11 protein-coding genes are annotated in these 12,461 nt (G+C 71.2%); 9 read left to right on the top strand and 2 right to left on the bottom strand.

The annotated features are described in order from the left end of the window. Window positions 1–75: 75 nt before the first annotated feature. From AB0J57_RS05355 to AB0J57_RS05340, 4 genes are read left to right on the top strand one after another with little or no spacing between them, the layout of a single operon-like run. The gene (locus AB0J57_RS05355) at window positions 76–1,767 is read left to right on the top strand and encodes a glycoside hydrolase family 13 protein (protein ID WP_366126637.1); all 1,692 of its coding nucleotides are present in this window, start codon (window positions 76–78) and stop codon (window positions 1,765–1,767) included. After that, complete coding sequence (locus AB0J57_RS05350; protein WP_366126636.1) at window positions 1,767–3,089, top strand: ABC transporter substrate-binding protein; 1,323 nt, start codon at window positions 1,767–1,769, stop codon at window positions 3,087–3,089. The genes AB0J57_RS05355 and AB0J57_RS05350 overlap by 1 nt, the downstream gene beginning before the upstream one ends. 5 nt (window positions 3,090–3,094) lie before the next feature. Beyond that, window positions 3,095–4,426 carry a sugar ABC transporter permease gene (locus AB0J57_RS05345; RefSeq protein ID WP_366126635.1) on the top strand — a complete coding sequence of 444 codons (1,332 nt, stop codon included), beginning with the start codon at window positions 3,095–3,097 and terminating at the stop codon, window positions 4,424–4,426. Further along, window positions 4,423–5,346 carry a carbohydrate ABC transporter permease gene (locus AB0J57_RS05340; RefSeq protein ID WP_366126634.1) on the top strand — a complete coding sequence of 308 codons (924 nt, stop codon included), beginning with the start codon at window positions 4,423–4,425 and terminating at the stop codon, window positions 5,344–5,346. The genes AB0J57_RS05345 and AB0J57_RS05340 overlap by 4 nt, the downstream gene beginning before the upstream one ends. Window positions 5,347–5,411: 65 nt before the next feature. On the opposite strand, the gene AB0J57_RS05335 is transcribed toward AB0J57_RS05340, so the two are convergent. After that, on the bottom strand, window positions 5,412–6,638 hold the full coding sequence (locus tag AB0J57_RS05335) for an acyl-CoA dehydrogenase family protein (protein ID WP_366126633.1): 1,227 nt from the start codon (window positions 6,636–6,638) through the stop codon (window positions 5,412–5,414). Between the two features lie 135 nt (window positions 6,639–6,773). Between AB0J57_RS05335 and AB0J57_RS05330 the strand changes: the two genes are divergently transcribed. Beyond that, entirely contained in the window at window positions 6,774–7,427 is a 654-nt protein-coding gene (locus AB0J57_RS05330; protein WP_366126632.1) for a TetR family transcriptional regulator, read from the top strand. An 86-nt stretch (window positions 7,428–7,513) separates the two neighbouring features. Here the strand turns inward: AB0J57_RS05330 and def are convergent, their stop codons facing one another. Continuing rightward, window positions 7,514–8,059, bottom strand: coding sequence for a peptide deformylase (def, locus tag AB0J57_RS05325; RefSeq protein ID WP_366126631.1), 546 nt, complete (start codon window positions 8,057–8,059; stop codon window positions 7,514–7,516). A 115-nt stretch (window positions 8,060–8,174) separates the two neighbouring features. Between def and AB0J57_RS05320 the strand changes: the two genes are divergently transcribed. The 4 genes from AB0J57_RS05320 (at window position 8,175) to AB0J57_RS05305 (ending at window position 12,433) form a co-directional block, all read left to right on the top strand. Beyond that, window positions 8,175–9,413: a MurT ligase domain-containing protein gene (locus tag AB0J57_RS05320; protein ID WP_366126630.1), complete on the top strand. Its 1,239-nt coding sequence runs from the start codon at window positions 8,175–8,177 to the stop codon at window positions 9,411–9,413. Window positions 9,414–9,432: 19 nt separating this feature from the next. Then, window positions 9,433–10,161 (top strand): type 1 glutamine amidotransferase, encoded by a 729-nt coding sequence (locus AB0J57_RS05315; RefSeq protein WP_064067135.1) that lies wholly within the window; start codon window positions 9,433–9,435, stop codon window positions 10,159–10,161. Window positions 10,162–10,318: 157 nt separating this feature from the next. Then, window positions 10,319–11,344 (top strand): 6-phosphofructokinase, encoded by a 1,026-nt coding sequence (locus AB0J57_RS05310; RefSeq protein WP_366126629.1) that lies wholly within the window; start codon window positions 10,319–10,321, stop codon window positions 11,342–11,344. A 126-nt stretch (window positions 11,345–11,470) separates the two neighbouring features. Then, window positions 11,471–12,433, top strand: a complete 963-nt coding sequence (locus tag AB0J57_RS05305) for a cytochrome c oxidase assembly protein (protein ID WP_366126628.1) — start codon at window positions 11,471–11,473, stop codon at window positions 12,431–12,433. Window positions 12,434–12,461: the final 28 nt, after the last annotated feature.

Below are 12,461 nucleotides of genomic sequence, written 5' to 3'. Positions count from 1 at the left end.
ACTTAACATGCATGCATAACCGCTACCCGCTCTGGATGGCGCGCACCCCTTCACGAAGAAACAGGTCAACGGGTGATGCTCACAGCTCCGGCCGACGACGGCCTCTCGCAGCACCTCACGCACCGGTCCGCCCACCCCTGGTGGCGCGACGCGGTGATCTATCAGGTGTACGTCCGCAGCTTCCTGGACAGCACCGGCGACGGCATCGGCGACCTCGCCGGGGTCCGGGCCGGCCTGCCGTACCTGAAGAAGCTCGGCGTCGACGGCATCTGGCTGAGCCCCTTCTACCCGTCACCGCAGGCCGACCACGGCTACGACGTCGCCGACTACTGCGACGTGGACCCCGTCTTCGGCGACCTGGACGAGTTCGGCCGGCTGGTGGCCGACGCCCACCGGCTCGGCATCAAGGTGCTGCTGGACATCGTCCCCAACCACTGCTCCAGCGAGCACGCCTGGTTCCGCGAGGCGCTCGCCTCCGCCCCCGGCAGCGAGGCCCGTGCCCGGTTCCACTTCGCCGAGGGCCGCGGCCCGGGCGGGGACGTGCCGCCGAACAACTGGCACGCCATGTTCGGCGGCCCGGCCTGGAGCCGCGTGACCGAGCAGGACGGCACGCCCGGCCAGTGGTACCTGCACATGTTCACGCCCGAGCAGCCGGACCTGAACTGGCGCAACCCCGAGGTGGCCGCCCACTTCGACCACGTGCTCCGCTTCTGGCTGGACCGGGGCGTCGACGGCTTCCGCATCGACGTGGCCGCCGGGCTGTACAAGCACCCCGACCTGCCGGACTCCCCCGACCCCGAGGCCGACGCCCGCACCCGCGACTCGGTCAACCCGCTCGCCTGGAACCAGCCCGAGGTGCACGACGTGTGGCGGCACTGGCGCGCGGTGTGCGAGGAGTACACGGCCCGCGACGGCCGCGAACGGCTGCTCGTCGGCGAGGTCTCCGTACCGACCGCCCGCGAGCACGCCAAGTACGTCCGCCCCGACGAGCTGCACCAGGCGTTCTTCTTCGACCTGCTGAGCGCCCCCTGGGACGCCGGCACCTTCCGTACGGTCATCGACGAGGCGATCCGGGACATCGCGGGCACCGGCTCCACCGTCACCTGGGTGCTCAACAACCACGACCAGGTGCGCACGGTGACCCGGTACGGCGAGTCCGGCACCGAGGGCAGCGGCCTGGGCGCCGCCCGGGCGCGGGCCGCCGCGCTGCTGATGCTGGCGCTGCCCGGCGCCGCGTACATCTACCAGGGCGAGGAGCTGGGCCTGCCCGAGGTGGTGGACCTGCCCGACGAGGTGCTCACCGACCCGATATTCCGGCGCACCGGCAGCCGGGCCCGCATCCGTGACGGCTGCCGCGTACCCCTGCCGTGGTCGGGGCACGCCTCGCCGTTCGGGTTCAGCACCGGCGCCGAGAGCGCCAAGCCGTGGCTGCCGCAGCCCGGCTGGTTCGCCGAGCACGCCACCGACCGGGCGCTCGCCGACACGCGCTCGTTCTGGCACCTGTACCGCGAGGGCCTGCAACTGCGGCGCGGGCTGCCCCAGTTGGGCGAGGGCACCATGCGCTGGCTGGACTCGCCGCCCGGTGTCCTGGTCTTCGAGCGCGGCGAAGGGCTCATCTGCGCCGTGAACTTCACCGCCGACCCGGTGCCCGCACCGGTCTCCGGCGCTCCCCTGCTGTCCAGCGGCCCTTGCCCGGCCGGCGTACTGCCCGGTTCCACCGCCGCCTGGTGGACCGGTGACCACACCACCTCGGAGGTATCACGATGATGACGCGACGACGGATGGCGATGGCGTGCTGTTCGGCGCTGGCCCTGGCCCTCGGGGCGACCGCCTGCGGCGGCGGCCCCGTGAGCGCGGGCGGCGGGAGCAAGGACCTCAGCGGCCAGACCCTCAGCGTGGCCGGTGTCTGGTCCGGCGCCGAGCAGAAGAACTTCCAGAAGGTCCTGGACGCCTTCACCGAGAAGACCGGCGCCAAGACCCAGTTCACCTCGACCGGTGACAACGTCTCGACGGTCGTCGGCAGCAAGATCGAGGGCGGCAACGCCCCCGACGTGGTGATGGTCCCCCAGGTCGGCGTGCTCCAGCAGTTCGCGAAGAAGGGCTGGCTCAAGCCGCTCCCCGACAAGACGGTCAACACCGTCCACACCAACTTCGCGCCCGTCTGGTCGGAGTACGGCTCGGTCGACGGCAAGCTGTACGGCCTGTACTTCAAGGCCGCCCACAAGTCGACCGTCTGGTACAGCCCGGAGGCGTTCGAGCAGGCGGGCGTCAAGCCGCCGAAGACGTACGAGGAGATGCTGAAGAACGGGCAGACCGTCTCCGACTCCGGCCTGCCGGCGTTCGCGGTCGCCGGTGAGGACGGCTGGACGCTCACCGACTGGTTCGAGAACGTCTACCTGTCCCAGGCCGGTCCCGAGATGTACGACAAGCTCGCCAAGCACGAGATCAAGTGGACCGACCCGACCGTGGTGAAGGCCCTGACCACTCTCGGGCAACTGTTCTCCGACAAGCAACTGATCGCGGGCGGCCAGAAGGGCGCGCTGAGCACCGACTTCCCCGGCTCCGTGGAGAAGGTCTTCGGCCCCGACCCCGAGGCCGCCATGGTGTACGAGGGCGACTTCGTCGCCGGGATAGCCAAGGACCAGTTCGGGAAGAAGATCGGCCAGGACGCCACCTTCTTCCCCTTCCCCGCGGTCGCGGGAGGCAAGGCCCCCGTCGTCAGCGGCGGTGACGCGGCCGTCGTCCTCAAGGACGGCAAGAACCAGAAGGCCGCGGAGGCGTTCCTGGACTACCTGGCGACGCCCGAGGCGGCCGCCGTGTGGGCGGAGGCGGGCGGCTTCCTGTCCCCCAACAACAAGCTGGACCTCGCCTCGTACGGTGACGACACGCTGCGCAAGACGGCCAAGTCCCTGATCGACGCGGGCAACTCGGTGCGCTTCGACATGTCCGACCAGGCGCCGGCCTCCTTCGGCGGCACCAAGGGCGTGGGCGAGTGGAAGCTGCTCCAGGACTTCCTGCGCGACCCGTCGGACCCGGCGGCCACCGCGGCGGCGCTGGAAGCCGCGGCGGCCAAGGCGTACAAGGGCTGACGACCATGACCACCCTCACCACTCCCGTGGGGGCCGCGAGTCCCCGGCGGCGCGCCCAGCGCCGCCGGCGGACCATCGCCGTGGCCTTCGTCCTGCCGGCGCTGCTGCTCCTCGGCGCGCTGGTCGTCTACCCGGTCCTGTTCTCGGTCGGCCGCAGCTTCTTCGACGCGGCCGGGACCCGGTTCGTCGGCGGGGAGAACTACGCGGAGATGTTCCGCGACCCCGCCACCCTCACCGCCATCCGCAACAGCGCCATCTGGGTGGTCGTCGCCCCGACGCTGCTCACCGGGCTCGGGCTGATCCTCGCCGTGCTGGTGGAGAAGGTCCGCTGGGCCACCGCGTTCAAGCTGCTGCTGTTCATGCCGATGGCCGTCTCCTTCCTGGCGGCGGGCATCATCTTCCGGCTCGCCTACGAGGAGGACCCCGACAAGGGTGTCCTCAACGCGGCCGTCGTCACGGTGCACGACGCCTTCAAGGACACGTCCTCGTACCCGGCGGCCCGGGCCCGGGACGGTCAGGGCCTGGAACGCGCGCCGGACGGCTCGTACCGCGCCACCGACCCCGTCTCCCCCGGGCGGACGGTGGCCCTCGGCCTCGTCGGCATACCGCCCAAGGAGGTGCCGGCCGGGGCGAAGTCGGCGTCCCCGGCGAAGGCGGGCGCGGACGAGCTGGGCGGTGTCGTCTACCTGGACTTCACGCCCGGCGGCGGGGGGCGGCCAGGCGTGATCGACCCGGCCGAGCGCGGGCTGCCCGGGATGGCGGTGGAGGCCGTCCGGGACGGCAAGGCGGTCGCCACGGCGACGACGGCGGCGGACGGTTCGTTCCGCTTCGCCGGCCTCACGGACGGTGCGTACACCGTGCGGCTGCCCGCGGCGAACTTCGCGCCGCCCTACGAGGGCGTCTCCTGGCTCGGCCCGGCGCTGGTCACCCCGGCGATCATCGGCGCCTACCTGTGGATCTGGACCGGCTTCGCCATGGTGCTCATCGGCGCCGGGCTGTCGTCGCTGCCGCGTGACGCGCTGGAGGCGGCCCGGATGGACGGGGCGAGCGAGTGGCAGGTGTTCCGCCGGATCACCGTGCCGCTGCTGGCGCCCGTGCTGACGGTCGTCTTCGTGACGCTGGTGATCAATGTGATGAAGGTCTTCGACCTGATCTACATCATCGCGCCCGGGCCGGTCCAGGAGGACGCCACCGTGCTGGCCACCCAGATGTGGCTGGTCTCCTTCGGCGGCGGCAACAACCAGGGGCTGGGCAGTGCGCTCGGTGTGCTGCTCCTGCTGCTGGTGATCCCGGCCATGGTGTTCAACGTCCGCCGCTTCCGCAGGAGCCAGTCATGAGCGCGACCGTCACCGCGCCCCCGTCGAAACCGGCCGCCCCGCCCGCGCCGTCCGCCCGCCCGGCCCCCGTCCGGCCACCCGGCGGCCGGCTGCGCCGCTGGCTGTCCAGCGGCCTGGTCCAGGCGTTCCTGGTGGTCGTCGGCCTCGTCTGGATCACCCCGGTGGCCGGGCTGCTGCTCTCCTCGCTGCGCTCGGCCAACGACAACGCGGCGAGCGGCTGGTGGACGGCCCTGACCAGCCCGGCCCAGCTCTCGTTCGACAACTACACGGCGCTGCTGGGCAACGCGGGCATCACGCGGGCGTTCTGGAACACCGTGCTGATCTCCGTGCCCACCACCGTCCTCGTCGTGGTCGTCGCGGCCCTCGCCGGATACGCCTTCGCCTGGCTGGAGTTCCCCGGCCGGGACTGGATCTTCCTCCTGGTCGTGGCCCTCCTCGTGGTCCCGGTCCAGGTGGGCCTGCTCCCGGTCGCCAAGCTCTTCGGCCAACTGGGCCTGTTCGGCACGATCCCGGGCGTGGTGCTGTTCCACGTCGCGTACGGGCTGCCGTTCGCGATCTTCCTGCTGCGCAATTACTTCGCCGACATCCCGCGCGAGATGCTGGAGGCGGCGCGGATGGACGGCGGTGGCGAGTGGCGCATCTTCACCCAACTCGTCCTGCCGGTGGGCCGCCCGGCCATCGCGAGCCTGGCGATCTTCCAGTTCCTGTGGGTGTGGAACGACATGCTGGTCGCCCTGCTCTTCGCCGACAGCTCCTCGCAGCCGCTGACGGTGGAACTCCAGTCCCAGGTCAGGCAGTTCGGCAGCAACATCGACGTCCTGGCACCGGGCGCCTTCCTCTCCCTGATCGTGCCGGTGGCGGTCTTCTTCGCCTTCCAGCGGCACTTCGTGCAGGGGGTGATGGCGGGTTCGGTGAAGTGAGCTCACGGGTACGGGCGGGGCGCCTCACACGGGGGAGGCGCCCCGTCTCCGGCCCGGGCGCGGCGTCAGCGGATCGGCATGCCCGAGAGGGTGCGGGCGATGACGAGGCGCTGGACCTCGCTGGTGCCTTCGAAGATGGTGTAGATCGCGGCGTCGCGGTGCATCCGCTCCACCGGGTACTCGCGGGTGAAGCCGTTGCCACCGAGGATCTGGACGGCCTGGGCCGTGACCTTCTTGGCGACCTCGCTGGCGTAGAGCTTGGACATCGAGCCCTCGGCGGAGGTGAAGGGCTTGCCGGTGGTGGCCATCCAGGAGGCGCGCCAGACGAGGAGGCGGGCCGCGTCGATCTGGGTGCGCATGTCGGCGAGCTGGAAGGCGACGCCCTGGTTGTCGATGATGGGGCGGCCGAACTGGACGCGCGTCTTGGCGTAGTCGAGGGCCACTTCGTACGCGGCGCGGGCGGTGCCCACGGCCATGGCGCCGACGGCGGGGCGGGACGCCTCGAAGGTGGCCATGGCGGCGTTCTTGACGCGTTCGCCGCCCGCCTTGGCCTTCTCGCGGGCGCGGGCGAGGCGCTCGTCGAGCTTCTCCTTGCCGCCGAGGAGGCAGGAGCCGGGGACCCGGACGTCCTCCAGGACGACCTCAGCGGTGTGGGAGGCGCGGATGCCGTGCTTCTTGAACTTCTGGCCCTGGGAGAGGCCGGGGGTGTCCGGCGGGATGATGAAGGACGCGTGGCCCTTGGAGCCGAGCTCGGGGTCGACGACGGCGACGACGACGTGGACGTTGGCTATGCCGCCGTTGGTGGCCCAGGTCTTGGTGCCGTTGAGCACCCACTCGTCCTTGGCCTGGTCGTACACCGCGCGGGTACGCATGGCGGCGACGTCCGAGCCGGCGTCGGGTTCGGAGGAGCAGAAGGCGGCGACCTTGACGTCGTCGGGGTCGCCGTACATCTGCGGGATCCAGGTGCCGATCTGTTCCTCGGTGCCGTTGGCGAGGACGCCGACGGCCGCCAGGCCCGTGCCGACGATGGACAGGGCGATGCCCGCGTCGCCCCAGAACAGCTCCTCCATGGCCATGGGGATGCCGAGGCCGGTGGGGTCGAAGAACTGCTGGGCGTAGAAGTCGAGGGAGTAGATGCCGACCTTGGCGGCTTCCTGGATGATCGGCCAGGGGGTCTCCTCGCGCTCGTCCCACTCCGAGGCGGCCGGTCGGATCACGTCCTTGGCGAAGCCGTGCAGCCAGTCACGGACCTGCTTCTGGTCGTCGTTGAGTTCAAACGTGAACTCGGCCATGTTCCCTCCCGGCGTGTTACTTGCGGTAACCGCAGTCTGTTACTGGTAAGTAGCCGCTGTCAACCAGCAGCGCCTGCGGGGCGGGTGTTACGTTGCGCAGGTCTTAAGGACATCGCACGGGCGGGGAGACACGCTATGGAGACCACACACCGGACCGACCAGCAGCGGTCGGCCGACCAGCGGCGACGCGAACTGCTCGAGGCCGCCGACCGCGTGGTCCTCCGCGACGGGCCGCAGGCGTCCATGAACGCCATCGCCGCCGAGGCCGGCATCACCAAGCCGATCCTCTACCGCCACTTCGGCGACAAGGGCGGCCTGTACCGGGCGCTGGCCAAGCGCCACACGGACGCCCTGCTGTCCGCTCTGCGCGCCGCGCTCGACGCGCCCGCCGACCGGCGTGAGCGGGTGGAGGCGACGCTCGACACCTACCTGGCCGCGATCGAGGCCCGCCCGCAGGTGTACCGGTTCCTGATGCACCCCTCGGAGGAGACCGCCACCGGCCAGCAGTCCGAGCAGGGCTTCGACATCGGCCGCCACTCGGCGCCCGTGCTGCGCCGGATGGGCGAGGAGCTCGCGCAGGTGATCGCCGAGCGCGTCGACCTGGGACCGGGCAGCGAGGCGATGGCCCGCGTCTGGGGCCACGGCATCGTCGGCATGATGCACGCGGCGGGCGACTGGTGGCTCGGCGAACGCCCCTGTACGCGGGCGGAGTTGGTACGGGGGCTGGCGGACCTGCTGTGGGGGCGGCTGGAGCAGGTCGACGACCGGGTGGGCGGCCCGGGGTTCTGACGATTCAAGCCCGTCCGGCGTTGGAGGACACGCGCGAAGCGCGTACGGGGTCCGGGGCGAGGCCCCGGTTCGGGAAGGGGCGGCCGTCAGGCGCCCCGCGCCCACTTCGCCCGGCGTGCCGCGCGGAGCGCCTTCGCGCGGCGCCAGCCGGAGAGGCGGTCCGGGTAGACCATGCCCTCCAGGTGGTCGCACTCGTGCTGGAGGCAGCGGGCGAAGAAGCCGGTGCCCTCGACGCGCACCGGGGTGCCCAGCAGGTCGACGCCCTCCACCACCGCGCGGTCGAAGCGTTCCGTGCCCGCCTCGATGCCCGGCAGGGACAGGCAGCCCTCCGCGCCGCGCACGGTGACCCCGTCCGCCTCCAGGAGGCGCGGGTTGACGATGTGGCCGAGGTGGCGGACGTCCTCGTCGTCGGGGCAGTCGTAGACGAAGACCCGCAAACCGACGCCGATCTGGTTCGCCGCGAGGCCGACGCCCTCGGCGGCGTACATCGTGGCGAACATGTCCTCGATGAGCCGGGACAGGGACGGGCCGAAGTCGGTGACGGGCTCGCAGGGGGTGTGCAGGACCGGGTCACCGAGCAGGGTCATGGCTCGTACCTGGCCGGAACTGCCGGGGATCGTCCGGTTTCGCATGGCGCCCAGCGTACGTTCCACCCACGCCGGATGGTTTCGGCAGGTGGCGCGGTTCGGGCGTCCGGCCGGATCTCGATAGGCTGAGCCCGGACCCACGCTAGGAGGAACAAGGACGATGGCAGGCAACTCGGAGCCGCTGTCGCCGCGCGCCAAGCTGGCCGTGACGGCAGGCAAGGCCGCAGCGGCGGTGTCTCGCGCGGCGGGACGCGGCAGCGGATCGGTGATCGGCGGCCGGGTGGCGCTCAAGCTCGACCCCGAACTGCTGGGGCGGCTCGCGCAGCATCTGGACGTCGTCCTGGTGTCGGCGACCAACGGCAAGACCACCACCACCCGGCTGATCGCCGAGGCGCTGCGGGCCAGTGGCCCGGTCGTCTCGAACGCGCTCGGCGCGAACATGCCCGCGGGCATCACCTCCGCCCTCGCGGGCGGCTCGGACGCCAAGTACGGCGTGATCGAGGTCGACGAGAAGTACCTCGCCGGCGTCGCGCGCGACGTGGCGCCCAAGGCGATCGCGCTGCTCAACCTCTCCCGCGACCAGCTCGACCGCGCCGCCGAGACGCGGATGCTCGCCGAGAAGTGGCGCGAGGGCCTGTCCGGCAGCAAGGCGGTCGTCATCGCCAACGCCGACGACCCGCTCGTCGTCTGGGCCGCGTCCTCCTCCCCCAATGTCGTGTGGGTGGCGGCCGGTCAGGAGTGGAAGGACGACGCCTGGTCCTGCCCCGCCTGCGGCGGTGTGATGCAGCGCCCCGGCGACGACTGGTTCTGCGGCGAGTGCGGCTTCCGCCGCCCCGCCCCGAGCTGGGCGCTCAGCGGCGACCACGTGCTGGACCCGCACGGCTCGGCCTGGCCGATCCACCTCCAGCTCCCCGGCCGCGCCAACCGGGCGAACGCCGCGACCTCCGCCGCCGTCGCCGCCGTGTTCGGCGTGCCGCCGCAGGTCGCGCTGGAGCGCATGTACCAGGTGCAGGCGGTGGCCGGCCGGTACGACGTGGTGAACTTCCAGGGCCGCGAGCTGCGGCTGCTGCTGGCGAAGAACCCGGCGGGCTGGCTCGAAACGTTTTCGCTCATCGATCCACCGCCGACGCCGGTGATCCTGTCCGTCAACGCCCGTGGCGCGGACGGCACGGACACCTCCTGGCTCTGGGACGTCGACTACACGCGGCTGGCCGGGCACCCGATCGTGGTGATCGGCGACCGCCGGCTGGACCTGGCCGTGCGGCTGGAGGTCGCGGGCCTGGACTTCCGGGTCTGCGAGACCGTCGACGAGGCGGTGCAGCTCTCCCCGCCCGGGCGGATCGAGCTGATCGCCAACTACACCGCGTTCCAGGACGTCCGCCGCCGCGTCGGCAACTGACCCCCAGAAGGACATGAGCATGAGCGACAGCAGTCTGCGTCTCGTGTGGGTCTACCCGGACCTGCTCAGTACGTACGGAGACCAGGGCAACGCCCTCGTGGTGGAGCGGCGCGCCCGCCAGCGGGGCCTGGACGTGCAGCGGGTGGACGTGCGCAGCGACCAGCCCATCCCGACGTCCGGTGACATCTACCTGATCGGTGGCGGCGAGGACCGGCCGCAGCGGCTGGCGGCCGAGCGGCTGCGCCGCGACGGCGGGCTGAACCGGGCGGCCGAGAACGGCGCCATCATCTTCTCGGTGTGTGCCGGGTACCAGATCCTGGGCCACGAGTTCATCAACGACCTCGGGGAGCGGGAGCCGGGCCTCGGCCTGATCGACGTGATCTCCACGCGCGGCGAGGGCGCCCGCTGTGTCGGCGACGTGCTGGCGGACATCGACCCGCGCCTGGGCCTGCCCCAGCTCACGGGGTTCGAGAACCACCAGGGCGTCACCCACCTCGGTCCGACGGCCCGCCCGTTCGCCCGGACCGTGTTCGGCAACGGCAACGGCACCGGGGACGGCACCGAGGGTGCGTACAACGACACCGTTTTCGGGACGTACATGCACGGACCGGTCATGGCGCGCAATCCGCAGATCGCGGACCTGCTGCTGAAGCTGGCCCTCGATGTGAACGCGCTGCCGCCGACCGACGACCGGTGGTACGAGGCGCTGCGCGCGGAGCGCATCGCGGCGGCCTCGCAGCCGGCCTGACGGACCGTCGGTCCACAGGTTTTGTCGGTTCGTATGACTACCGTCCAGTAGTCGGACGCTCGTTTCGGCCCCGTCACCCATTGTCGGTAGGGTGGCGGGGATCCAACCGGACGACGTGGTCCGGGAGTCGGCCCACGTTGCAAAGGTATTTCGGGCTATGCGCATTGGTGTGCTCACCTCCGGCGGCGACTGCCCCGGTCTGAACGCCGTCATCCGTTCCGTCGTGCACCGCGCCGTCGTCGACCACGGGGACGAGGTCATCGGCTTCCACGACGGCTGGAAGGGCCTCCTGGAGGCCGACTACCGCAAGCTCGACCTGGACGCCGTGGCCGGCATCCTCGCCCGCGGCGGCACCATCCTCGGCTCCTCCCGCGTCCAGCCGGCGCACCTCGTGGACGGCGTCGAGCGCGCCAAGGGGCACGTCGCCGACCTCGGCCTCGACGCGATCATCCCGATCGGCGGCGAGGGCACCCTCAAGGCGGCCAACCTGCTCTCCCAGGCCGGGCTGCCGATCGTCGGCGTACCGAAGACCATCGACAACGACATCGCGTCGACCGACGTCACCTTCGGTTTCGACACGGCCGTCGGGGTCGCCACGGAGGCCCTGGACCGGCTGAAGACCACCGCCGAGTCCCACCAGCGCGTGCTGATCGTGGAGGTCATGGGCCGCCACACCGGCTGGATCGCGCTGCACTCCGGCATGGCCGCCGGTGCGCACGCGATCGTCGTCCCCGAGCGCCCCTTCGACATCGACGAGCTGACCGCCCGGGTCGGGGCGCGCTTCGAGGCGGGCAAGAAGTTCGCGATCGTCGTGGTCGCGGAGGGCGCCAAGCCGCGCGCGGGCACGATGGAGTTCAACGAGGGCGGCAAGGACATCTACGGCCACGAGCGGTTCGCGGGCGTGGCCCAGCAGCTCGCCGGCGAGCTGGAGCACCGGCTCGGCAAGGAGGCCCGCGCGGTGATCCTCGGCCACGTCCAGCGGGGCGGGACGCCGACCGCGTACGACCGGGTCCTGGCGACGCGGTTCGGCTGGCACGCGGTGGAGGCGGCGCACCGGGGCGAGTTCGGCATGCTGACCGCGCTGCGCGGCACGGACATCGTCATGGTGCCGCTGGCCCAGGCGGTGGAGACGCTGAAGACGGTGCCGTCGGAGCGGTACGACGAGGCCGAGACCGTCCTGTGATTTCCGCCTTGTGCTGAATGTTTTGTACTGAATGAACCGCCCCCGGTCGCAGTCGCGATCGGGGGCGGTTCTACTCTGGACCCCGCAAGCGGACAACCCAGCACGAAACGAATCAGGAGCCGGCGGATGGATCACAGCGGGCACGGTATGCACGACATGCCCATGGATCTGCCGCCGTTCAGCCTGGAGCGGGCGCTCGCGTTCTCCCCGGACACCTTCTTCCTCGTCGGCTGCCTGCTGGCCCTCGGCCTGTACGGGTGGGGCGTCGCCCGGCTGCGCCGGCGCGGCGACGCCTGGCCGGCCGGCCGGACCGTCTTCTTCGTCGTCGGCGTGCTGACCGTGGCGCTGGTGATGTGCACCAGGCTGAACGACTACGGCATGGTCATGTTCAGCGTGCACATGGTCCAGCACATGGTCATCAGCATGCTCTCGCCGATCCTGCTGCTGCTCGGCGCGCCGGTGACGCTCGCGCTGCGCGCGCTTCCGGTGGCGTCCCGGCGTGGCGCCAAGGGGCCGCGCGAGCTGCTGCTGGCGCTGCTGCACAGCCGCTACATGAGGATCGTCACGCACCCGGTGTTCACGATCCCGCTGTTCATCGCGAGCCTGTACGGCCTGTACTTCACTCCGCTGTTCGACTTCCTGATGAGCTCCAAGCCGGGGCACATCGCGATGATGGTGCACTTCCTGGCGGTCGGCCTGGTCTTCTTCTGGCCGATCATGGGCGTGGACCCGGGGCCGCACCGGCCCGGCTATGTGATGCGGATGCTGGAGCTGTTCGCGGGCATGCCGTTCCACGCCTTCTTCGGCATCGCGCTGATGATGGCGACGGAGCCGATGGTCAAGGCGTACGAGAACCCGCCGGCCTCGCTCGGCATCGACGCGCTGTCCGACCAGAACGCGGCGGGCGGCATCGCCTGGGCGTTCAGCGAGATCCCGTCCGTGCTGGTGCTGATCGCGCTGGTGTACCAGTGGTACCGGTCCGAGCAGCGCCACGCGGTCCGCAAGGACCGGCAGGCCGACCGGGACGGCGACAAGGAGCTGGAGGCGTACAACGCCTACCTGGCCTCGCTCCAGGCGCGCGGACGGTAGCGGCGCGGGTCGGGGCGGCGCGGGCGAC

The sequence above is a fragment of the Streptomyces sp. NPDC049837 genome, from assembly GCF_040674455.1.
GTDB lineage: Bacteria > Actinomycetota > Actinomycetes > Streptomycetales > Streptomycetaceae > Streptomyces.
This window is presented reverse-complemented; position numbering and strand designations above follow the sequence as displayed.